The sequence below is a fragment of the Rhizorhabdus phycosphaerae genome (assembly GCF_011044255.1).
Classification (GTDB): domain Bacteria; phylum Pseudomonadota; class Alphaproteobacteria; order Sphingomonadales; family Sphingomonadaceae; genus Rhizorhabdus; species Rhizorhabdus phycosphaerae.
Genome location: NZ_CP049107.1, coordinates 2517229 through 2540495 on the forward strand (window position 1 = coordinate 2517229; position 23267 = coordinate 2540495).

Genomic DNA, 23267 nt, shown 5'->3' on the forward strand with positions numbered 1-23267 from the left:
GCCGATGGCGGCTTCCGCCGGGCGGCTCTGCGGCTAAGGTGACATCCATGACTCGCCCCGCCGTCTTCACCATTGCCGCGCACCGCGCCTTTGCCGATGCCCTGGCAGCGGGGCTGATGGCGCTGCACGGACCCGATCCGCTGCGGCTGGCCCGTGCGATCGTGCTGGTCCCCAATAACCGGGCGGCACGCGCGATCAGCGACGCCTTCGTGCGCCGCGCCGAAGGCGGGCTGCTGCTGCCCCGGCTGGTCGCGATCGGCGATCCCGAGCTGGACGAAAGGCTGGGCGGGCTGCTCGATCCCATCGGTGCCGAGGACGAGGAGCCGATCCCGCCGGCGATCGAGCCGCTCGAACGGCAGATGATTCTCGCCCGGCTTACCGCCGAGGCCCGCGCCGCAGTGGGGGAGCCGATCGACGGAGGCGAGGCGATTCGCCTCGCCGGCGAACTGGGCCGCACGCTCGACCAGTTGCTGATCGAACGCGTGGCACCCGCGCGCCTGCGCGACTTGGCCGCTCTTCCCGAGCTGTCCCGCCACTGGCAGGCGTCGCTGGAGATGCTCGAGACGATCCTCGGGCGATGGCCCGATGAACTCGCAAGGCGCGGACGGATCGACCTGGCCGAACGCCGCAACCGGCTTCTCGACCGCGTCGCCCGGCGCTGGCGTTCCACACCCCCGCCCGGCCCCGTAATCGCGGCGGGCATCGGCAGCGCGACGCCCGCCGTCGCGGGGCTGCTCGCAACGGTCGCCCGCCTGCCGCAGGGCATGGTGGTCCTGCAGGGCCTCGACACGCTCTCCAGCGACGAGGAGTGGGACGCACTCGGGCCGCATGCGCCCGATGAGAACGGCGAGCGGCCCGCCCGTCCGATCGAGAGCCATCCGCAATATATGCTCAAGCGCCTGCTCGACCGGATGAACGTCGGCCGGGCGGAGGTGCGTGGCTGGCGCTGGGGCGGCGGGCGCGACGCCCGGTCGGTCCGTGGCCGCGCGATCGCCAATGCGATGGCGCCCGCCATGTTCACCGACAAATGGTATCGCCTCCCACCGACGGAGCGGCGCCTGTCGGGCGTAAGGGCGGTGGAGCTGGCCAACCCGGCTGAGGAGGCGCAGACGATCGCCCTCGCCCTGCGCGAGGCGATCGAGACCCCCGGCCGAACCGCCGCGCTCGTCACGCCGGACCGGGCGCTCGCACGGCGCGTTACCGCGCATCTCGCCCGGTGGGGCATCGTCGCCGACGATTCGGCCGGCACCCCGCTGTCGCTGACGCCGGCCGGCACCCTGCTGCTGGCCATCGCCGAAGCGGGAGCCGAGGGCTTCGCTCCGGTGCCGCTTCTCGCCTTGCTCAAGCACCCGCTGGTCCGGCGCGGCGAAGAACGCGGCGCCTGGCTCGACGGGGTCCGCCGGCTCGACGTCGCCCTGCGCGGGCCGAGGCCCCCAGCGGGGCTCGACGGCATCGCCCGCTTCCTGCGCGACGGCGACGAACATGCCCGGCGCGCGCGGACGCCGGCGATCGGTTGGTGGGACGGCGTTCGCCCGCTGCTGGAGCCGCTTGCGGAGGGGCTGTCGCGCGGGTCCGCCACGGCGCTTCCCGCGCTGATCGCCGCGATCCGCGAGGCCGCCTCGACGCTGGCCGGCGATGCCGGCTGGGCCGGCCCCGACGGACGCGCCGCCGCCGAGCTGATCGCCGCGCTGGAGGCGACCGCACCGCTCGGCCCGGTGGACTTTCCCGTGGCAAGCCTCGCCCCGATGCTGCGCCTGATGATGGACGGCGTGGCGGTGCGCCCGCCGCAGGGCGGCCATCCGCGCCTGTCGATCTGGGGCCTGCTCGAAGCCCGGTTGCAGCATGCCGACCTGATGGTGCTCGGCGGGCTGAACGAGGGCGTGTGGCCGCCGCTGCCGAGCCCGGACCCCTGGCTCGCCCCGCGCATCCGCAGCGAACTGGGCCTGATCGGGCTGGATGCGCGTGTCGGCCTGTCCGCGCATGATTTTGCAATGGCACTCGGTGCGCCCGAGGTGCTCATCACCCGCGCCCGCCGCGACAGCCGCGCGCCGACGATCGCCTCGCGCTTCTGGCTGCGGCTGGAGGCGATGACGGGGGGACTGACGCGCGAGCACCGCCTGCCGGCCTGGGCCGCCGACATCGACCGGCCCGAAGGACCGCCGCGGCCGGCCGGACGGCCGGCGCCCCGCCCGCCGGTAGAGGACCGGCCCAAGCTGATTGCCGTTACCAAGCTCGACCGGCTGAAGGCGGATCCCTTCGCTTTCTATGCCGACACGATGCTCAAGCTCCGGCGCATGGATGCGGTCGACGCCGATCCCACCCCCGCCTGGCGCGGCACCGCAGTCCACGCGATCTTCGAGGCCTGGATGCTGGAGGACGGATGCGCGCCGGACCGACTTCTCCCGCGTGCGCACACGCTCCTCGACGGCATGGCGGCGCACCCCGTGATGCGGGCGCTGTGGGAGCCGCGGCTGTTCGAGGCTCTGAAGTGGATCGCCGGGAGGATGGCCGAACTTACCGCAGAAGGCCGACGCCCGCTCGCGGCCGAGATCGAGGGCGAAATCGCGATCGCGGGCATCAGGCTGACCGGCAAGGTCGACCGGATCGACGCCGATTCGAACGGCCAGCTTGCCATCGTCGACTATAAGACGGGCATGCCGCCCAGCGCCGCGCAGGTCGCCGAGGGTTTTTCGATGCAGCTCGGCCTGCTCGGCCTGATCGCCGAACGCGGCGGCTTCGACGGCGTACAGGGCATTCCGGTCGACTTCGAATATTGGTCGCTGGCGAAGGCGCGCACCGGCGGCTTCGGCTATGTCGCAAGCCCCGTGGGAGGTCGGAACGGCATCGCCCCCGACGGGTTCACCGCGCTTGCGGCGCGCACCCTGACCGAGGCGGTCCAGACCTGGCTGACCGGCGATGCCCCCTTCGAGGCCAAGATCGCCCCCGAATATGCCCCTTATGCCGATTATGACCAGCTGATGCGCCTCGACGAATGGTATGGGCGCGAGCCGATCGGCGCGGAAGCGAGGCCGGCATGAGCGCGCGCCTGAAGCCGCTCGACCCGCTGCTCGACCAGCAGCGGCTGGCGTCGGAGCCCAGCGAGCTGATCTGGCTGTCGGCGTCGGCAGGTACCGGCAAGACGCACGTCCTGACGGCGCGCGTCCTCCGCCTGCTGCTGTCGGGTGCGGCGCCCGAATCGATCCTCTGCCTGACCTTCACCAAGGCCGGCGCGGCCGAGATGGCCGAGCGCGTTCACCGGCGCCTGGCGCGCTGGGCCGGCCTCAAGGACGACCACAAGCTCGTCCAGGATCTGAACCGGCTGGGTGAGGACGCCAGCCCTGAAGCGGTTCGCCGGGCCCGGCGGCTCTTCGCGCGCGTGCTCGATGCGCCGGGGGGCGGGCTGCGCATCCAGACGATCCATGCCTTCTGCCAGACGCTGCTCGGGGCCTTTCCCTCCGAAGCCGGGCTGATACCGGGCTTTCGCCCGCTGGAAGGGCGTGAGGAGCAGGCGCTCGCCCGGCGGACGCTCTCCGAACTGATCGATGGGGCAGAGCGGGGCGGCGACCTCGGCCTGTTGCGCGACATCCAGCAGCTGAGCCTGCGCATCGGCGAGGCACGCGCCGAATCCTATCTGGTCGAATGCGCGCGCAGCCCCGAAGCGATGGAAGCGCTCGGACTGCGCGATGCGATCGAGCCCCGAATCCGCCGGATGCTCGGCGCTCCGACCGGCGATGTGGAAGACGCCGTCGAAGCCGGCTGCGCCGCGCTCGACCTCGACTGCTTCCACGCCATCGCGCGTGCCAATGCTGCCTGGGGCACCGCGACCGGGCTGCGCGACGCCGACATTGTCGCCGCTTTCCTTGCCGGCAGCCCGAAGGCTCGCGCGGCGATGCTCGATGCCGTCGCCAATGTCGTGCTGACCAAAAGCGGCGAGTCCCGGAAGATACCGGCCGGGCTGGCAAAGGCGGACGCCGGCTATGGCGATCATTGCACCCGCCTCGCCGAACAGGTCGGTCATCTGCTCGGCCTGCGCCGGCGCGCGGCGCTGGCGGCGATGATCGGTGCCGCCCTGCGCGCCGGCCAGGCCTATGCGGCGGCCTATGTCCAGGCGAAGCGCAGCGCTGGGGTGGTCGATTTCGACGACCTGATCCGCGCTGCGGTCGACCTGCTGCAGACGCCGGGCATGGGCGACTGGGTCCGCTACAAGCTGGACCGGTCGACCGACCATATCCTGGTCGACGAGGCGCAGGACACCAATGCCCGCCAATGGTCGATCGTCGCGTCGCTGGCGTCGGAATTCTTTGCCGGTGCGGGCGCCCGGGGCACCGCGCGGCGGACCCTGTTCAGCGTCGGCGACTTCAAGCAGGCGATCTTCGGCTTTCAGGGGACCGATCCGGTCGCGTTCCTCGCCGCCAGCATCGGCTTTGCGCGCCAGGCCGAAGCGGGATCGGAGGAACTCCCCGACGGCGAGAAGCGCCTGTTCCACCAGCTGTCGCTCGACCAGAGCTTCCGCTCCGCGCCGGCGGTTCTCGAGCTCGTCGATCAGGTGGTCGCCGATCTCGGACCCGATCAGCTTGGCCTGACCGAAGACACGCCGCGCCATCGCCCGTGGAAGACCGACCTGCCCGGCCGCGTCACGCTGTGGAAACCGCTGTCGGTCGACGGCATAGCCAGCCTCGAGGAGGATGCCGGCGAGGAACAATGGGTCGACGATGCCACCCGCGCCTTCGCCACGCGGCTGGCCGCGCAGATACGCCGCTGGCTCGACGAGCCGCTGTGGCTGCATGGCGCGGGGCGCCCTGTCCGCCCCGAGGATATATTGATTCTGGTCCGGCGGCGGGCCGAGCTCGCTTCGCTGATCGTGGCGCGGCTTCACGCCGAGGGCGTGCCGGTGGCGGGTGTCGACCGGCTGCGGCTGACCGCGCCGCTGGCGGTCCGCGACCTGCTGGCGGCGGTGCGCTTCGCGGTGCAGCGGCAGGACGACCTCAGCCTCGCGGGCCTGCTCGTGTCCCCGCTGTTCGGCTGGAGCCAGGAGGATCTGTACCGCGTAGGTTTCGGCCGCAAGGGCCGCCCGTTGATCGACGCGGTGCGCGAGCGCGGAGATGCGCAGACCATAGCCGCGCTCGACGACATTCTTGGTCGCGCCGACTTCACCACCCCCTATCGCTTCCTCGAACATCTGCTGAGCGGCCCGCTGCAAGGGCGCCGCAAGCTGCTCCACCGGCTCGGACAGGAAGCGCGCGACCCGATCGAGGAGCTGCTCGGCGCCGCCCTGCAATTCGAGGGGACGGCCACCGCTTCGCTCCAGCGTTTCCTCGACTGGTTCGATCGCGGCGAGGTGGAGATCACGCGCGACCCCTCCGCCCCCGCCGATGCGGTGCGCGTGATGACGGTACACGGATCGAAGGGCCTGGAAGCGCCGATCGTCATTCTGGCCGATGCGACCGGCAATCCCGATGCGACCCCGGTCGGCAGCCTGCGCTGGCAGATGGGGGGCGAGAGCGCGGGCGTACCCATACCCCGGCCCCGCAAGGACGAGCTGGTAGAGGAGATTGCCGCCGATGCCGAGGCGCTGGCGCGGCGCGAACGGCAGGAGCATTGGCGGCTGCTCTATGTCGCGCTGACCCGGGCGCGCGAGCATCTGGTGATCGGCGGCGCGCTGGGCCCCCGCGCGCGGGGCGTCCCACCCGAAGCGAGCTGGTACCATGCGGTGCATCGCGCGATGGACGGACTGGGCTGCGAGCCCGTGGCCGACGATCTGTGGGGCGAGGCACGGCATTTTCTCGGGCTTTCGCCCCCCGACAGGCGGGCAAGCCGCAGTGCGACGCAACCCAGGCGCGAACGGCCGCGGCTTGCACGCCCCGAATGGCTGCACCGCCCGGCCCCCGTCGAGGCGCGCCCGCCCCGCCCGCTTGCCCCCTCGTCGCTGGGTATCGACGACGTGCCCGATCCGCCGCCCTCCGAGGCGATGCGCGCGGCAGCGCGGCGTGGCACGCTGCTGCACGCGCTGTTCGAACGGCTGCCGACGGTGGCGCCCGAACGGCGCATGGTCGCGGCGACGGGCTGGCTGACCGGCTCGGCCGGAATCGAGGACGAACAGACGGCCCGGATGCTCGCGGAGGATGCCTGCCGCGTCATCGACGACCCCCGCTTCTCCACGCTGTTCGGTACGGATGCACTGGCCGAGGCGCCGGTTGCCGCGGTGGTGGACGGAATCGTGGTCGCGGGCACCGTCGACCGGCTTCTGATCGAGCCCGACCGGATTCTGGTCGTGGACTTCAAGACCGGCCGCCGGGTGCCCGAACGGGTCGAGGACGCGCCGATCCACCATGTCCGGCAGATGGCGGCCTATGCGGCGGCGCTTCGCACCATCTTCCCGGACCGGGTGATCGAAGTCGGTCTGCTCTATACGGCAGGCCCGATCTTGCTGTCCGTGCCCGAGGCGCTGCTCGAGGCGCACAAGCCCGGCTTTAGGGCGGAGGAGCAAAACCACGCCCAAGGCCGTTGAGACTGTCGCGAGCGCAGCTTACATCTGCTGCCGAAGAGACAAGGAGTTTTCCCCCCGATGCCTACCAAAGCGATCAGCGATTCCTCGTTCCAGAGCGACGTGCTTCAGGCCGACAAGCCGGTGCTGGTCGACTTCTGGGCGGAGTGGTGCGGCCCGTGCAAGATGATCGGCCCGGCCCTCGAGGAGATTGCGGACGAGCTGGCCGACAAGGTCACCATCGCCAAGATCAACATCGACGACAATCCCGACGCCCCCAGCCAGTATGGTGTCCGTGGCATCCCGACGATGATTCTGTTCAAGAACGGCCAGCCGGCCGCGACCAAGGTCGGCGCCGCCCCGAAGAGCGCGCTCAAGGGCTGGCTCGAAGGCGAACTCTGATCCCGGCCTGACCGGCGGCGGGCGCAAGCCCGTCGCCGCTCAGTCGAACAGCACCGTCTTGGCGATATCCCACAGATCCGGCGTGCTCGCGGCGATCGCCCCCTTCCCCGCAACATCGAGCCGATAGTCCGCGCCATCGTTGCGCGCGATCCGGCCACCCGCTTCCTCCAGCATCAGCGCGCCCGCCGCATGGTCCCAGGGATGCGTGCGCTCATAGAGGGCGATGTCGTTCTGGCCGAGGATCAGCCGCGGATATTGCTCCCCCGCGCAGCGCGGAATGTCGACGATCTCCAGCCGCCCCTCGGCCCGCCGACGCACCTCGGCCTGCCGCTCCTCGGGCATGAAATAGGTCGCGATCGCCGCTTTGGGCAAAGCCCCTTCCGAACGGCGCGAAACCACCTTTTCGCCATCGATGTAGCAACCGCTACGCCGCGCCGCATGGCAGATCCGGCCGCTGACCGGATCGAGGATCCAGCCCGCCTCGCGCGCGCCGTCGACCGTTAGCCCTATCATGATCGCGAAGGGGCTACGGCCCTCGGTGAAATTGTTGGTGCCGTCGAGCGGATCTATGATCCAGGCGACGCCCTGTCCGATCCGGTCGACCACCCCGGGATCGAGCGCGGCGGCCTCCTCGCCGACGATGCGCGCCTCGGGCAGAAGCCGGGCCAGCGCCTCACCCAGAAAAGCCTCGGACTCGCGGTCGACGATCGTGACATAATCGCCGGGCGTCTTTTCCGAAAACTGGTCGGCCGTGAGACTGCGGAAACGCGGCATCATGATGTCGGACGCGACCGTCCGCATCAGGTCGAGGACAGGCTGGTAGAGCGCGTGCATCAGGTCAGCGGGATCATGACGGTTTCGGCATAGCCCGGGCGGACCTTCAGCCGCTCATACCAAGCCGCGACATGCGGACGATCGGGCCGGTCGATCGGCAGGCTGAACCAGCTGTGCACATAGACCCCCATCGGAATGTCGCCGATGCCGAATTCGTCGCCCGACAGCCAGGGCCGCCGCGCCAGCTCCGCATCGAGGATCGCCATGAGCTTTCCGGTCTCGACCGCAGAACGCTCGATCGCCGCCTGATCGCGTTCGGCCGGCGAGCGGCGGATCAGACTCAGGAAGGCATCGCGCTGCGCATCGGCAAAGCCGAACTGCCAGTCCATCCACCGGTCGCCCAGCGCGCGCGCCTGCGGGTCGGCCGGCCACAGCGCGGGGGCGTAGCGCGCGGCGAGATAGCGCAGGATCGCGTTCGACTCCCACAGGACGAAGCCATCATCCTCGATCGTCGGGATCAACCGGTTGGGGTTGAGCGCAAGATAGGCTTCGGTGAAGCCGAAGGCGCCGCCGATGTCGCGCCGTTCATGGTCGATGCCGGCCTCGATCGCGAGCCACGCCACCTTCTTCACATTGTGCGAGTTGAGCCGGCCCCAGAGGATCATCGCCATGGTCTCAGCTCCGATAGTCGGCGTTGATCGAGATATAGCCATGCGTCAGGTCGCAGGTCCACAGCGTCGCCCGCCCGTTGCCAAGGCCGATATCGACCCCGATCTCGATGTCCTGACCCTTGAGATGCGCCGCGACGGGCGCCTCGTCATAGCCCTCGACCGCGAGGCCGCCGGTCGCGACCTGGGTCGCGCCGAAGCGGATCGACAATTTGTCGCGCTCGGCCGGCTCGCCCGCCTTGCCGACCGCCATGACGACGCGGCCCCAATTGGCGTCCTCGCCCGCGATAGCGGTCTTCACCAGCGGCGAATTGGCGATCGACATGCCGATTCGGTGCGCGCTCTCGTCGTCGACCGCGCCCTCGACGCGAATCTCGATGAACTTCGACGCGCCTTCGCCATCGCGAACCACCTGCTGCGCCAGATCGAGGCAGATCTCTGCGAGCGCAGCTTCGAAAGCGTCGGCGCCGGCATCGTCCATCGAGGCCAGCGGCGCATTGCCCGCCTTGCCGGTCGCGAAGGCCAGCACGGTGTCGCTGGTAGAGGTGTCACCATCGACGGTGATGCAGGAGAAGCTGCGCCGATTGGCGCGGTCGAGCATCGCCTGGAGCAACGCCGGCTCGATCGCCGCGTCGGTGAAGACGAAGCCGAGCATCGTCGCCATGTCGGGGGCGATCATCCCCGAGCCCTTGATGATGCCGACCAGTTCGACCCGCGCACCGCCGACGATCGCCGACGCACGCGCGCCCTTGGCAAAGGTATCGGTCGTCATGATCGTTGCTGCGGCCTGTTCCCAGCCCGCCTCGGGCGCGCGCAGCACCGCGTCGATCCCGGCCTCGGCCTTGTCGATCGGCAACGGCACACCGATCACCCCGGTCGAGGCGACGAAGACGTCCGACGGCTGGCAGCCGAGCGCCCCGGCGACGCGCGCGGTGATCGCCTCGACCGCGGCGCGACCGCGGTTGCCGGTGAAGGCGTTGGAGTTTCCGGCGTTGACGACGAGCGCGCGTGCGCGGCCGAGCGGAAGCGCGGCGCGGCACCATTCGACTTCGGGCGAAGGGCATTTGCTTTGCGTGGTCACGCCCGCCACGGCGGTGCCCTCGTCGAACAGCGCAAAGGTCAGGTCGGCGCGGTCCCATGCCTTATATCCGGCGCGCGCCACGGCGACGCGGACGCCCGCGACGGGCGGCAGATCCGGGAAGGCGGCGGGGGCGAGCGGGGAACGGTCCATGGCGCAACTCCATATGGGTCGGGGGCGCTATAGGAGGCGCCGATGGCGTTTCAAATATCGCTCCGCGCAATTCTTCGCGCGCGACGTCGATTTATCGATTGCGGGCGGAACGAGTTTCGCCGAGCGCCGTTGGGCCTGCGAATTGACGTATCAGGGAACGGAACCTATCTGCACCCTGATCATTTGTGCGCCGGTCCCACGGCCGCGCGCATGTCCCTGTATCAAGGAATGCCCATGCTCGGCGGCCTCGCCAAAGCCATCTTCGGGTCGTCGAACGACCGCTATGTGAAGTCGCTGCGCCCGATCGTCCAGCGCATCGCCTCGTTCGAACCGACTCTCCAGGCCATGAACGACGAGGAGCTGGCGGCGCAGACCGTCAAGTTCCGCCAGCGCCTCGACGCCGGCGAGACGCTCGATTCGCTGCTGCCCGAGGCGTTCGCCACGGTGCGCGAAGCGGCACGGCGCGTGCTCGGACAGCGGCATTATGACGTGCAGATGATCGGCGGCATCGTCCTCCATCGCGGCGAGATCGCCGAGATGCGGACCGGCGAGGGCAAGACGCTGGTCGCAACCCTCGCGACCTATCTCAACGCGCTGCCGGGCAAGGGCGTCCACGTCGTCACGGTCAACGACTATCTCGCCAGCCGCGACGCCGGCTGGATGGGTCGGGTCTATCGCTTCCTGGGCCTGACGGTCGGCGTGATCGTTCCCAATCTGAGCGATCCCGAGCGCCGCGACGCTTATGCGTGCGACATCACCTACGGCACGAACAACGAGTTCGGCTTCGACTATCTGCGCGACAACATGAAGTACGACCGGGCGATGATGGTGCACCGGCCGTTCAACTATGCGGTCGTCGACGAAGTCGACTCGGTGCTGATCGACGAGGCGCGCACCCCGTTGATCATTTCGGGCCCGACCGAGGACAAGACCGAGCTCTACCTGGCGGTCGACGCGATCGTGAAGCAGGTCACCCCCGAGGATTACGAGTTCGACGAGAAGCAGCGTTCGGTCGTGCTGACCGAGGACGGCACCGAGCGGATCGAGCGGCTGCTGGAAACCGCCGGACTCCTCGAGGGCGGCAATCTCTACGCGTTCGAGAACACGCAGGTGGTGCATCACCTGAATCAGGCGCTGCGTGCCAACATCGCCTTCCGCGCGGACATCGACTATATCGTCAAGGACGGCGAAATCGTCATCATCGACGAGTTCACCGGCCGCATGATGGACGGACGCCGCTGGTCCGACGGCCTGCACCAGGCGGTGGAGGCCAAGGAAGGCGTCGAGATCAAGCCCGAGAACCAGACGCTCGCCTCGATCACCTTCCAGAATTATTTCCGCATGTACCCCAAGCTGGGCGGCATGACGGGCACGGCGGCCACCGAGGCCCACGAATTCTACCAGATCTACAAGATGAACGTCGTCACCATCCCGACCAACCTGCCGGTCAAGCGGATCGACCAGGACGACGAATTCTACAAGAACATGCAGGACAAGTTCGCCGCGATCACCAAGGCGATCCGCGAGGCGAAGGAACATGGGCAGCCCGTTCTCGTCGGCACCGTGTCGATCGAGAAGTCGGAGCTGCTGTCCGAGTTCCTGACCCGCGAAGGCGTGCCGCACAATGTGCTCAACGCGCGCTACCACGAGCAGGAAGCGCCCATCGTGGCACAGGCCGGCCGCTTCGGCGCCGTGACCATCGCCACCAACATGGCCGGACGCGGCACCGACATCCAGCTGGGCGGCAACCTCGAATTCCGCATGCGCGACGAGCATCCCGAGCTCGTCGAGGGCACACCCGAATATGACGCCGTCGCCGAGCGCATCCGTGGCGAGATCGTCGCCGAGAAGGAGCGTGTGCTGGCGGCGGGCGGTCTGTTCGTCCTGGGCACCGAACGGCATGAGAGCCGGCGCATCGACAACCAGTTGCGCGGGCGCTCAGGCCGCCAGGGCGATCCGGGCCTCAGCCGCTTCTACCTGTCGCTCGACGACGATCTTCTGCGCATCTTCGGTCCGCAGACGATGTTCGCGCGGATGATGAACAAGAATCTCGCCGATGGCGAGGCGATCGTCAGCCCGTGGATTTCGAAGGCGATCGAGACTGCGCAGAAGAAGGTCGAGGCGCGCAACTACGACATCCGCAAGCAGGTCGTCGAATATGACGACGTGATGAACGACCAGCGCAAGGTCATCTACGAACAGCGCGCGGACATCATGGATGCCGAGACGGTCGACGACGTCGTGACCGACATGCGCGTCGAGACCGCCAATGCGATCGTCGGGGAATGCTGCCCGCCGAACAGCTATCCCGAGCAGTGGAATGTCGAAGCGCTCCGCGAGCGCATCGAAGCGACGCTGGGCATATCGCCGCCGATCGAGGAATGGGTGGCCCAGGACGGCATCGACCCCGAGATCCTGCTCGAGAAGGTGCAGGCCGAGGCGGAAGCCGTGATCCTCGCCAAGAAGGAGGCGATCGGCGAGGAGCATTGGCACAGCCTGGAGAAGAATGTCCTTCTCCAGTCGCTCGACCATCACTGGAAGGAGCATCTGGCGACGCTCGACGCGCTGCGCCAGGTGATCCACCTGCGCGCCTATGCGCAGAAGACGCCCATCAACGAGTATAAGCAGGAAGCCTTCGCGCTGTTCGAGCGTATGCTCGTCGAGATCCGCGAAGAGGTCACCCGCATCCTGGCACTGGCGCGCTTCGAGATGGCGCCGCCCGAGCTGCCGCCGATGCCCGACTTCATCACCAGCCACATCGACCCGCTGACCGGCGAGGACGATACGCGCGATCGCGACGCGGGCACAGGAAACGGCTTCGTCACCACGCGCCTGCCACAGGCGCTGTCGGCGCTGGCAGGGGACGACTTCCAGATCCCCGCCGACGTGGCCGCGACGCTCAGCCGCAACTCCCCCTGCCCATGCGGATCGGGGCTGAAGTACAAGCACTGCCACGGCGCGCTCTGAACGGTATCTCCGACGCGGCCTTGAAAAAGCCCGTCGCGAATCCGATGATCGTCCCGTCGCTGCGAGGGGACGGTTGAGGACCATGACCATGCCCCCTTTTCTTCGGCCTGCCGGCATCGGCCCGCGGCCCCGGCGGGGGTAATCGGCGAATGCGCGATTCGGTAAAGCGCTGGTGCTGGTTCCTGCTGGGCTGGGTGATGGTCGCGCTCGGCTTCATCGGCGCGATGCTGCCGGTGATGCCGACGACGATCTTCCTGATCCTCGCGGCAGCCTGCTTCAGCCATTCGAGCCCACGCTTCGAGCGCTGGCTGCTCGAACACCGCTGGTTCGGGGACCCCATCCGCCGCTGGCGCGAGAATCGCGCGATTCCGTTCAAGGCAAAGGTCGTCGCGATCGGCAGCATGGCCGGCGGCTTCGCGATCATGGTCCTGACGGTCGCCCCGCCGCTCTGGGCCGACCTGCTGGTGGCGCTCCTCCTCCTATCCTGCGCGCTTTTCGTCGCAACGCGGCCGAACGGCTGAGCCGTCTCAACACGCCATTTACGAATTAACCAAAGTTTGCATTCACGCCTTTCCCTTATCGCTTTCGCCTATCTATGAAGGACCGGGGCAGATGGCCCCTGAGGAGCACGACCCATTCCGCCGGAGACCGTAGCAGAGGCCGTACATCTGCTGACCATCGCCGAATCGCTGGCGGGGGCGGGCCATTGGCGGTCGGACGCTTCGCGAAACATGTTCCTGTGGTCGCCGGAAATATACCGCATCCTCGGCTTCGCCCCAGAAACGCAGCCAACGGTCGAGCTGGTTCGCAGCCATTATCATCCTGACGACGCGCAGCGGGTCGCGCTTGCGATGCAGGAATCGATTCGCACCGGTGCCCTTGCTCCCTTCCGTTTTCGCTGGATACGGCCCGACGGCCGGACGATCCACGTCCAGGTCGCAGGGCAGGTCGATCGCGGTACCGAGATGATCGGGATCATGCGCGACGTCACCCAAGAGGTCGAGACCGAGCGCGCCCTGCTCGCCGCGCGCGACCAGGTGCGCGCGACCGAGCGCAGCAAGGCCGAGATGCTCGAGCTGTTGCGGCGAGAGGTGCGCGCCCCCATCCAGTCGCTCCTGTCCTCGCTCGACGCCGTGCGCCGCAGCCCGTCCGAGGCGCAGCGCGCCTCCCAGCTCGCCGCCCTGGCACAAGCCGCAGACGGCGTGATGGCCGTCATCGACGAGATGCTCGACTTCACCCGCGTCGACGCCGGGCGCGTGGTCATAGAAAGCATCAATTTCGACCTGCGGGCGCTGGTTCGGACCACGGCCGACCTGTTCAACGGAGCCGCTGCGGCGAAAGGCCTGACGATCGAGGGCCATGGCCTCGAGGGTGAGCCGGTCGCGGTCCGGGGCGATCCGGCGCGGCTGCAGCAGATATTGTCGAACCTGCTCGGTAACGCGGTCAAATATACCGAGTCGGGCACGGTCTCTCTCGCGCTTTCGCCGACGCGATCGGACGGAGACACCGACTGGTGGATGATGATCGTCCGCGACAGCGGCAACGGAATCGACCAGGAGGTGCTCGGCCGGATCTTCGCACGGGGCGAACAGGTCGATGCTGCCCGGTTGCGCCTGCACGGTCGCAGCGGGCTGGGTCTGGCGATCAGCCAGCAGCTGGCCGAGGCCATGGGCGGCTCGATCGCGGCATCGAGCGAACCGGGCAAGGGAACGACCTTCTCGATAGAACTCCCGTTCCGGCGCAGCGACGGCATCCTCCAGCTCTCCCCCGAGCATGAGACCGCTGGACCGATGCGCATCCTGCTGGCGGAGGACAATCCGATCAACCGCAGGCTGATGGCCGGTCTGCTGACGCGCGAGGGTCATGACGTGCTGGCGGTCGAGGATGGGCGCAAGGCCTTGTCGGCGATTGCCACGCAGCCCTTCGATCTGGTCCTGATGGATATGCAGATGCCCGAGCTCGACGGGCTCGAGGCCACCCGCGCCATTCGCGCGCTCGATCCGCCCTCGGCGAATGTGCCGATATTGGCGATCAGCGCCGATTCCGCCCCCGAACGCCGCCGGATCTATTTCGACGCGGGTATCGACAGCTTCCTGCCCAAGCCGATCGTCTCGGGCCAGTTGCTCGAGATGATCGGGACCATGCGCCGGGTCCGGCCCGCCGCCGGGGCATCCTGCGGGGACCGCTTCGACCGCGAGCGCCTCAATCTGCTGGTCGAGCGCGCGGGCTATGAGGATGCGGCGCTGCTGATGCGAACGCTGCTGGCGGACCTGAGCGATCGCCCCCGGCGAATCGCCGCCGCGATTCGCGCCCAGGCCTGGGAGATCGCCGCGTCCGAGGCGGATGCGTTGCGCACCATGCTCGACAGCTTCGGGAATTTCAGCCTGTCACGACTGCTGGTGGCGATCGGCCGCCAGTGCAGCAGGCACGAATGCCAGCCCGCCGTCGTCGCCGAGCTGTTCGACCAGGCAAAGGCGCTGGCCGTGCTGCTCGATCAGGAAATGGGATCGGCGCCGGCCGCGATCGCTCCGGCAGCCCGCGTGCTCGTGGAGCCGCAATCCAGCCTCGGCTGAGAAGGGGACGTCGGCCGATCCGGCGCTCGTTCCCCGTCAGAGCCCCAGCGCGGCGTCGCTTGCCAGCTTGTCGGCCCGTTCGTTGTCCGGATGGCCGGCATGGCCCTTCACCCACACCCACTCGATCCGATGGGATGCCGAGGCGTCGAGCAATTGCTGCCACAGCTCGGCATTCTTGACCGGCTTCTTGTCCGCAGTCTTCCAGCCGTTGCGGCGCCAGCCGTGGATCCACTTGGTCAGACCGTCCATGACATAGCGGCTGTCGGTCGAAAGCTTGATCCGGCAGGGACGGTTGAGCGCCTGCAGCGCACGGATCGCGGCGGTCAGCTCCATACGGTTGTTGGTCGACGGATTCTCCGCGCCCGACAACTCCTTCTCCCGCCCGCCGAAGCGCAGCACCGCCCCCCAGCCGCCTGGTCCGGGGTTGCCCTTGCACGCGCCATCGGTCGCGATCTCGACATAGGGAAGCTCGTCCATCGCGGTGGCTCAGGCCGACGCAAGAAGCGTTTCGGGATCGACCTCGGCATAGAAGTCGAGCCGTCGCAGGAAGGCAATCGGATCCTTGCGCGTGACCAGCGCGTCGGCCGGCGTGTTCAGCCAGTCCCAGGCGCGCGTCAGCAGGAAACGGAGGCAGGAGCCGCGCGCGAGCACCGGGAAAGCCAGGCGCTCCTCGGTCGACAGGCCGAAGCGGCGATCATAGCCTGCGATGAGCGAGCGGCCGAGATCGGCATGATAGCCGGTGCCGTCGCTTTCGAAGCACCAGGCGCTGTGCGTCACGGCGACGTCCCAGGCGCGGATGTCGGTGCAGGCAAAATAGAAATCGATGACGCCGCTGACCTCGTCGCCGAGCATGAGCACATTGTCGGGAAACAGGTCGGCATGGACCACCGAGGTCGGCAGATGGCGCGGCCAATTCGCTTCGAGCCATTCGAGCTCGGCCATCACGCGACCGCGCAGGCCGGGGGAAATGCGGTCGAGATCGGCCTCGCAGCGCTCCGCCAGGCCGCGCCAGCCGACAATGTCGAGGCTGTTGGGACGACCGAGGCGAAAATCGGCGAGCGCGCGGTGCATGTCGCCCAGCGCGCCACCGGCGGCATAGGCCTGCGCCGGCGTCGGATGGGTGACCGAGACGCCCTGCAGAAACTCGATCAGGCAGGCGGGCCGCCCGGCCAGCGTCTGCAACTGCTCGCCGCGCCGGTCGCTCAGCATCCGGGGGATGTTGAGCCCCTTCGACGCGAGATGGTCGGTCAGCGCGCAGAAGAACGGCAGGTCGGCTGCATCGACCCGCTTTTCGTACAGCGTCAGGATGAAGCGCCCGCCGGTCGTCTCGACCAGATAATTGCTGTTCTCGACACCCTCGGCGATCCCCTTCGCCGACAGCAGACTGCCCACGTCGTACCGACGCAGGAAGTCGCTCATCGCCTCGGTCGAGACCTGCGTGTAGACGGCCATGATCGATATTCCCTCAGGCTACGAGCGCGCGCGGCAGCTTGAACAGCATGTCCTCGGTCACGGTCTCGGCCTCGGTCTCGCTGACCGCGAAGCGCGTGCCGAGCAGGTCGACGACCTCGCGGACGAGAACTTCCGGCGCCGAGGCCCCGGCGGTGATGCCCAGCGTGGCGACGCCTTCGAGCCAGGCGAAGTCGATCTCGTTCGCGCGCTGGATCAGCCGCGCCTTGACCCCGCTGCGCTCGGCCACTTCGACGAGGCGGAGCGAGTTGGAACTGTTCGGCGCCCCGATCACCAGCATCGCGTCGCAGCGCGCCGCCATCGCCTTGACCGCGCCCTGCCGGTTGGAGGTAGCGTAGCAGATGTCGTCGCTGCCGGGGGCCACGATCTCCTGGAAACGGTGTCGCAGCGCGGCGATGATGTCCGCCGTGTCGTCGACAGAAAGCGTCGTCTGGCTGAGGAAGGCGAGCCGCGCGCCTTCGGGCACCGTGACCGCCTCGGCCTCCTCCACCGTCTCGATCAGCGTCATCACGCCCTCGGGCACCTGCCCGAAAGTGCCGATGACCTCGGGATGGCCGCGATGGCCGATGAAGAGGATATGATGCCCGCTTTGCACCAGCCGCTCCGCCTGGCGGTGCACCTTGGACACCAGCGGGCAGGTCGCGTCGAGAAAGTTGAGCCCGCGCTCGATCGCCTTGGCGGGGACTGCCTTGGGCACACCATGCGCCGAAAACACCACGGGCACGCCATCGGGCACCTCGTCGAGATCCTCGACGAAGATCGCGCCCTTGGCCTTCAGATCGCCGACGACATATTTGTTGTGGACGATCTCGTGCCGGACATAGACCGGCGGGCCGAATTTTTCGAGCGTCAGCTCGACGATGCGGATCGCACGATCGACCCCGGCGCAGAAGCCGCGCGGCGCGGCGATCAACAGGTTCAGCGGCGGCAGCGGCGATGCGGTCATGGTTTCGCGCATAGGCCATTGCGCGGCGGGGCGGAAGCCGCTTCGACATGGTCCGACCAAAAGCCTGTGGCGGGCGGCGGACGGAGCCGGCCGCTTTGCAAAGCGCTTCCCCCTGCGCCGAACTGGCTCTATGGATGCGCGACCCGGGCGGCGCCCCCGATCCGCCTCGGCCGACGAAGTGAAGGATGCCTGCTCCGTGCGATTCCCCAAGACCTCCGCGATCCTCCTCGCCGCACTGACGCTCGCAGCCTGCAAGACGGACACCGAATTCGACGAGCGCGGCGGCTTCAAGATCGCGCGCTCGCCCTGCCCGGCGGCGGCGATCCCGACCTATACCGGCGACATCACGCTGTTCGATCCGCCGGCCGAGCGCCGCGTCGAGGCGATCGACGTGAGCGCCGCCATCGCCAATCTGAAATCCGCCTGCACCGACAGCCGCGGTGCGGCGCAGGTCCAGCTGCGGGTCGACTTCGACGTGTTCGCGCGCCGCGCGAACGCCGGCCCGGCCCGCACGGTGACGCTGCCTTATTTCGCCACGGTGCTGCGCGCCGGCACCGAGATCCAGGCCAAGCAGCTCGGCACGGTGACGATCGAGTTCCCGGCAGGGCAGCTGCGCGGATCGGCCCATGCCTCCGCCACCGCCGTGGTGAACCGCGCGGCGGCCACGCTGCCGCCCGAAGTGCTCGAAAAGATCAACCGCAAGCGCAAGGCGGGCGATGCCGACGCCGCGCTCGATCCGATGAACGAGCCGAGCGTTCGCGAAGCCGTGAACCAGGCCAATTTCGAGCTGCTGGTCGGCTTCCAGCTCAGCGAAAGCCAGCTCGCCTACAACGCGGCGCGATGAGGCAGGCGGGCCGTAGCCCGCTGTTTCTCCACAGCCAATTGCGTCGAGGCCGCATTCGGGCGTTGACTTGAATCGGGCACCGGGCCAAGGCGGCGAGGTCGTCGCCGGGCAACCGGTGCTGGCCATGCGGGAGAGTGCCGGGTTCGACCCGGCCGCCGAAGGAGCAACCGCCCCGGAATCTCTCAGGTCACAGGACCGCGTGGCAAGGATCGACACTCTGGAAAGCGGATGGGCGGGAAACCGCGCCATCCCACCGAAGGGGTAAGCCGGACCATCGCAGGTCCGGCGAAAGCTCTCAGGTTCCGTGACAGAGGGGGCAATGACCGGCGGGCGCGGTGCGTCCGGCCGTCATTGACCGTCACGGAGAACAGAGTGAACGACGAAGACGACATCGCCGACATCATCCAGACCCTGCCGCTCGACGGCTGGCATCGCGACCGCGGCGCCAGGATGGTCCCGTTCGCCGGCTATTCGATGCCGATCCAATATGAGGGCATCATCGCCGAGCATCTGTGGACCCGCGAGTCCGCCGGTCTGTTCGACGTGTCGCACATGGGCCAGCTGCTGGTCGGTGGTGACGGCGTCGACGCCGCGCTCGAAGCGGTCATGCCCGGCGATTTCGTCAATCTGGGCACCGACCGGATGCGCTATTCGCTGCTGCTCGACGATGCGGGCGGCATTCTCGACGATCTGATGGTCACCCGCCGCGCGGGTGACTTCTATCTGGTCGTCAACGGCGCGATGAAGGCCGACGACATCGCCCATCTTCACGAAACCCTGCCCGAAGAGCTGGTCCTCAACCATCTCGACGAACATGCGCTGCTGGCGCTGCAGGGACCGAAGGCGGTCGACGCGCTGTCGCGGGTCTGCCCTGGGGTCGAGACGCTGACCTTCATGTCCGGCGGGGCCTTCACCCTGGCCGGCGCGCCGGTTTGGATCAGCCGCTCGGGCTATACCGGCGAGGACGGCTTCGAGATTTCCATTCCCGGCGAGACGGCCGAGGCGGTCGCCAATCTGCTCGCCGCACAGCCCGAAGTGAAGCCGATCGGTCTGGGCGCGCGCGATTCGCTGCGGCTCGAGGCCGGCCTCCCGCTCTACGGCCACGACCTCGATACCGACACCGATCCGGCGATGGCAGGCCTCGGCTTCGCGGTGCCCAAGCGCCGCCGGCTCGAAGGTGGCTTTCCCGGTGCGACGACCGTCTGCCGCCATCTCGCCGAGGGCGCGCCGCGCAAGCGCATCGGGCTGATCCTGAGCGGCCGCCAGCCGGCACGCGAGGGTGCCGAGATCTTCGACGGCAGCGTCAAGGTCGGCACGGTCACCTCGGGCGGCTTCTCGCCCTCGCTGCAGGTGCCGATCGCGATGGGCTATGTCGATGCCGGCCATGCCGACACCAACCGCGCGCTGCAGATCGAGGTCCGCGGCAAGCGGCTCGACGCGGTGGTCGCCCCCATGCCTTTCGTCCCACACCGTTATGTCCGCCAAGGGAGCTGAGCCCGTGACGACCTATTACACCGAAGACCATGAGTGGATTTCCGTCGAGGGCGGCACCGCCACCGTCGGCATTACCGACTATGCGCAGGCGCAGCTGGGCGACATCGTCTTCGTCGAGCTGCCGGCACCCGGCACCACCGTATCGAAGGGCGGCGAAGCGGCCGTGGTCGAATCGGTCAAGGCCGCGTCGGACGTGTTCGCGCCGGTCACCGGCACGGTGAGCGAGGCCAATGGCGCGCTTGAAGGTGACCCCTCTCTCGTCAACAGCGCGCCCGAGGGCGATGGCTGGTTCTTCAAGCTGACCCTCGCCGACGCCGCAGAGCTCGAAGGCCTGATGAACGCAGAGGGCTACAAGGCCTATTGCGACAGCCTCTGACCGATAGCGGAGCGGCCCTGAACGGCCGCTCCGCCGTTCCGCGACGATGAAGACCGGCCCCGCGCCTGGAGACAGAGATGCGTTATCTTCCCCTGACTGATGCCGACCGCAGCGCGATGCTGGCGACGATCGGCGCCGCCTCGATCGACGACCTGTTCGTCGACGTCCCCGCCGAGGCACGTCTGGCGGGTCCGATCGCGGGCCTGCCGATGCATGCGTCCGAGCTGGCCGTGGAACGGCATATGAGCCGCCTCGCGCGCAAGAACCTGACCGCGGGCGACGCGCCCTTCTTCCTCGGCTGTGGCGCTTATCGCCATCATGTTCCCGCCAGCGTCGATCATCTGATCCAGCGCGGCGAGTTCCTGACCAGCTACACCCCCTATCAGCCCGAGATCGCACAGGGCACGCTGCAGGCGCTGTTCGAGTTCCAGACGCAGGTCGCGCGCCTCTATGGCTGCGACGTCGCCAACGCCTCGATGTACGACGGCTCGACCGCCTGCTGGGAAGCGATCACCATGGCCCGCCGCGTGACCCGTCGCGGCAAGGCGATCCTGTCGGCCGGCCTCCACCCGCATTATGTCTCGCTGGCGCGCACCATGGCGCGCTTCACCGGCGACCAGCTGGACACCGCGCTGCCGACGCTCACCTCCGGCGCGCCCGGCGACGACATGGCGCGCGTCCTGGCCGCCGTCGACGGCGATACCAGCTGCGTCGTCGTGCAGAATCCGAACATCCTCGGCCATGTCGCCGACCTGTCCGAACTGGCCGCGCGCTGCCACGAAAAGGGCGCGCTGCTGATCGCGGTGGTGACCGAGCCGGTCGCCCTCGGCGCGATCCGCTCGCCGGGCGAGATGGGCGCCGACATCGTCGTCGGCGAGGGCCAGTCGCTCGGCGTCGGGCTCAACTTCGGCGGCCCCTATGTCGGTTTGTTCGCCTGCAACGAGAAATATGTCCGGCAGATGCCGGGCCGTCTCGCCGGCGTCACCCAAGACGCGGAGGGTCAGCGCGGCTTCGTGCTCACCCTGTCGACCCGCGAGCAGCATATCCGCCGCGAAAAGGCGACCTCGAACATCTGCACCAATGCGGGCCTCTGCGCGCTGGCCTTCTCGATCCACCTGACCCTGCTCGGCGAGACCGGCCTGCGCAGGCTCGCAGCACTCAACCATGCCAGCGCGGTCGCGGCCGCCGATCGCCTGTCGCGCATCGCCGGGGTCGAGCTGCTCAACGACAGCTTCTTCAACGAGTTCACTCTCAAGCTGCCGGTCGAGGCCCGCCCCGTCGTCCGCGCGCTGGCGGACAAGGGCATTCTCGGCGGCGTGTCGCTCGGCCGGCTCTATCCCGACGCGCCCGACCTCGCCGGAGGCCTCGTCGTCGCGGTGACCGAGACGGCGAGCGAGGAGGATGTCGAAACCCTGGCCCAGGCCCTCGAAGCGGAGATCGCGGCATGAGCATGAACAGCGAAGGCCGGGTGACCCGCCCGGAGACCGACGGCAGCGTGGCCGACGCCGCCCCCCGCAGCTTCACCGGCAACCGCGCGCTGATGCTCGAGGAAGCACTGATCTTCGAGCGCGACGATTATGGCCGCTCGGGCGTCGACCTGCCCGAGGCGCCCGCCGTCAAGAGCCGCCTCGGCGGGCTCGAGCGCAACCGCGCGATCGGCCTGCCCGGCCTGCCCGAGCCCGAGGCGGTGCGCCACTATACCCGCCTCAGCCGCCAGAATTACGGCATCGACCTGGGCCTGTTCCCGCTGGGTTCGTGCACGATGAAGCATAATCCGCGCCTGAACGAGAAGATGGCCCGCCTGCCCGGCTTCGCCGACGTTCACCCGCTCGCCCCCGTCGACACGGTGCAGGGCGCGCTGGCGGTGATCCACGAGCTGTCGGACTGGCTGGTCACGCTCACCGGCATGCAGGCGGTGGCGATGAGCCCCAAGGCCGGCGCGCATGGCGAGCTGTGCGGCCTGCTGGCGATCCGCGCCGCGCATGACGCGCAGGGCAGCGACCGGTCGGTGATCCTCGTGCCCGAATCGGCGCATGGCACCAATCCCGCCACCGCCGCCTTCTGCGGCTATCGCGTCGAGAATATCCCGGCCACCACCGACGGCCGCGTCGATCTCGACGCGCTGACCGGCCGGCTCGGCCCCGACGTCGCGGGGGTGATGATCACCAACCCCAACACCTGCGGCCTGTTCGAGCGCGACATGAAGCGCATCTCGGACGCGGTCCATGCGGCGGGCGGCTATGTCTATTGCGACGGCGCCAATTTCAACGCGATCGTCGGCCGGGTGCGCCCCGGCGACCTTGGCATCGACGCGATGCACATCAACCTGCACAAGACCTTCTCGACCCCGCACGGCGGCGGCGGCCCCGGCTCGGGCCCGGTTGTCCTGTCGGAGGCACTTGCACCCTATGCCCCTCTTCCGTTCGTGACGAAGCTCGCCGATGGCGGCTTCCGCCTGGTCGAGGAAGAGACGGCCGATGAGGACCATCCGGGCAGCTTCGGCCGCATGGCCGCCTTCCACGGCCAGATGGGCATGTTCACCCGCGCGCTGACCTATATCCTCAGCCATGGCGCCGACGGCCTGCGGCAGGTCGCCGAGGATGCGGTGCTCAATGCGAACTATGTGCTGCGCAGCCTCGATGGCCTGCTCGAAGCGCCCTTCGGCCATGCCGGCCCGTGCATGCACGAGGCGCTGTTCAGCGACGACGGCCTTGCACAGGGCTTCACAACGCTCGACATCGCCAAGGGCCTGATCGACGAGGGCTTCCACCCGATGACGATGTATTTCCCGCTGGTCGTCCATGGCGCGATGCTGATCGAGCCGACCGAGACCGAGGGCAAGGCGACGCTCGACCAGTTCATCGGCGCGCTGCGCTCGGTCGCCGAGCGCGCCAAGGCCGGCGACCCGGCGCTCAAGGCGGCCCCCGCCTTCGCTCCGCGCCGCCGCCTCGACGAGACGCTGGCCGCGCGCAAGCCGGTGCTGGTGTGGAAGGACGCGGCGCTTCCCGAAGCGGCCGAGTGACGATCCGGGCGGGGGC

Annotated in this window: 17 protein-coding genes and 2 riboswitches; of the genes, 11 read left to right on the forward strand and 6 right to left on the reverse strand. The window is 68.6% G+C overall.

The features are described 5' to 3' along the window. The first annotated feature begins 47 nt into the window (after positions 1-47). The 3 genes from addB to trxA are packed head-to-tail and all read left to right on the forward strand — an operon-like array spanning position 48 to position 6886. A complete protein-coding gene (gene addB / locus G6P88_RS11645; RefSeq protein WP_165323308.1) occupies positions 48-3038 on the forward strand; it encodes a double-strand break repair protein AddB in 2991 nt (996 codons plus the stop codon). Beyond that, positions 3035-6508, forward strand: coding sequence for a double-strand break repair helicase AddA (addA, locus tag G6P88_RS11650; RefSeq protein WP_165323309.1), 3474 nt, complete (start codon positions 3035-3037; stop codon positions 6506-6508). The genes addB and addA overlap by 4 nt, the downstream gene beginning before the upstream one ends. A gap of 57 nt (positions 6509-6565) precedes the next feature. Beyond that, positions 6566-6886 (forward strand): thioredoxin TrxA, encoded by a 321-nt coding sequence (gene trxA, locus G6P88_RS11655; RefSeq protein WP_165323310.1) that lies wholly within the window; start codon positions 6566-6568, stop codon positions 6884-6886. Positions 6887-6925: 39 nt separating this feature from the next. Here trxA and G6P88_RS11660 read toward each other — a convergent pair whose 3' ends face one another. The 3 genes from G6P88_RS11660 to argJ are packed head-to-tail and all read right to left on the reverse strand — an operon-like array spanning position 6926 to position 9559. Beyond that, positions 6926-7720, reverse strand: a complete 795-nt coding sequence (locus G6P88_RS11660) for an inositol monophosphatase family protein (protein ID WP_165323311.1) — start codon at positions 7718-7720, stop codon at positions 6926-6928. After that, complete coding sequence (locus G6P88_RS11665; protein ID WP_165323312.1) at positions 7720-8331, reverse strand: glutathione S-transferase family protein; 612 nt, start codon at positions 8329-8331, stop codon at positions 7720-7722. The genes G6P88_RS11660 and G6P88_RS11665 overlap by 1 nt, the downstream gene beginning before the upstream one ends. 4 nt (positions 8332-8335) lie before the next feature. Beyond that, positions 8336-9559, reverse strand: a complete 1224-nt coding sequence (gene argJ / locus G6P88_RS11670) for a bifunctional glutamate N-acetyltransferase/amino-acid acetyltransferase ArgJ (RefSeq protein WP_165323313.1) — start codon at positions 9557-9559, stop codon at positions 8336-8338. Between the two features lie 234 nt (positions 9560-9793). Between argJ and secA the strand changes: the two genes are divergently transcribed. The 3 genes from secA to G6P88_RS11685 all read left to right on the forward strand — a co-directional run bounded on the left by secA (position 9794) and on the right by G6P88_RS11685 (position 15099). Next, entirely contained in the window at positions 9794-12526 is a 2733-nt protein-coding gene (secA, locus tag G6P88_RS11675) for a preprotein translocase subunit SecA (RefSeq protein ID WP_165323314.1), read from the forward strand. A gap of 149 nt (positions 12527-12675) precedes the next feature. After that, positions 12676-13047, forward strand: a complete 372-nt coding sequence (locus G6P88_RS11680; protein WP_165323315.1) for a YbaN family protein — start codon at positions 12676-12678, stop codon at positions 13045-13047. 168 nt (positions 13048-13215) lie between these two features. Continuing rightward, complete coding sequence (locus G6P88_RS11685; protein WP_226946835.1) at positions 13216-15099, forward strand: PAS domain-containing hybrid sensor histidine kinase/response regulator; 1884 nt, start codon at positions 13216-13218, stop codon at positions 15097-15099. A 36-nt stretch (positions 15100-15135) separates the two neighbouring features. Here the strand turns inward: G6P88_RS11685 and rnhA are convergent, their stop codons facing one another. From rnhA to ispH, 3 genes are read right to left on the reverse strand one after another with little or no spacing between them, the layout of a single operon-like run. Then, positions 15136-15576: a ribonuclease HI gene (gene rnhA, locus G6P88_RS11690; RefSeq protein ID WP_165323317.1), complete on the reverse strand. Its 441-nt coding sequence runs from the start codon at positions 15574-15576 to the stop codon at positions 15136-15138. Positions 15577-15585: 9 nt separating this feature from the next. Beyond that, positions 15586-16551, reverse strand: coding sequence for a homoserine kinase (gene thrB / locus G6P88_RS11695; RefSeq protein WP_165323318.1), 966 nt, complete (start codon positions 16549-16551; stop codon positions 15586-15588). Positions 16552-16564: 13 nt separating this feature from the next. Then, positions 16565-17515: a 4-hydroxy-3-methylbut-2-enyl diphosphate reductase gene (gene ispH / locus G6P88_RS11700; RefSeq protein ID WP_165323319.1), complete on the reverse strand. Its 951-nt coding sequence runs from the start codon at positions 17513-17515 to the stop codon at positions 16565-16567. A gap of 196 nt (positions 17516-17711) precedes the next feature. Here ispH and G6P88_RS11705 point away from each other — a divergent pair, with 196 nt between their 5' ends. The 5 genes from G6P88_RS11705 (at position 17712) to gcvPB (ending at position 23251) form a co-directional block, all read left to right on the forward strand. After that, positions 17712-18359 (forward strand): hypothetical protein, encoded by a 648-nt coding sequence (locus G6P88_RS11705; RefSeq protein ID WP_226946529.1) that lies wholly within the window; start codon positions 17712-17714, stop codon positions 18357-18359. A gap of 117 nt (positions 18360-18476) precedes the next feature. Next, positions 18477-18567, forward strand: a riboswitch (glycine riboswitch). Position 18568: 1 nt separating this feature from the next. Continuing rightward, positions 18569-18680, forward strand: a riboswitch (glycine riboswitch). A 51-nt stretch (positions 18681-18731) separates the two neighbouring features. Beyond that, positions 18732-19853: a glycine cleavage system aminomethyltransferase GcvT gene (gcvT, locus tag G6P88_RS11710; protein WP_165323321.1), complete on the forward strand. Its 1122-nt coding sequence runs from the start codon at positions 18732-18734 to the stop codon at positions 19851-19853. Between the two features lie 4 nt (positions 19854-19857). Beyond that, positions 19858-20229 (forward strand): glycine cleavage system protein GcvH, encoded by a 372-nt coding sequence (gene gcvH / locus G6P88_RS11715; RefSeq protein WP_165323322.1) that lies wholly within the window; start codon positions 19858-19860, stop codon positions 20227-20229. Between the two features lie 77 nt (positions 20230-20306). Continuing rightward, positions 20307-21677 carry an aminomethyl-transferring glycine dehydrogenase subunit GcvPA gene (gcvPA, locus tag G6P88_RS11720; protein WP_165323323.1) on the forward strand — a complete coding sequence of 457 codons (1371 nt, stop codon included), beginning with the start codon at positions 20307-20309 and terminating at the stop codon, positions 21675-21677. After that, positions 21674-23251 carry an aminomethyl-transferring glycine dehydrogenase subunit GcvPB gene (gene gcvPB, locus G6P88_RS11725; protein ID WP_165323324.1) on the forward strand — a complete coding sequence of 526 codons (1578 nt, stop codon included), beginning with the start codon at positions 21674-21676 and terminating at the stop codon, positions 23249-23251. Before gcvPA ends, gcvPB begins: the two co-directional genes overlap by 4 nt. Positions 23252-23267 lie beyond the last annotated feature (16 nt).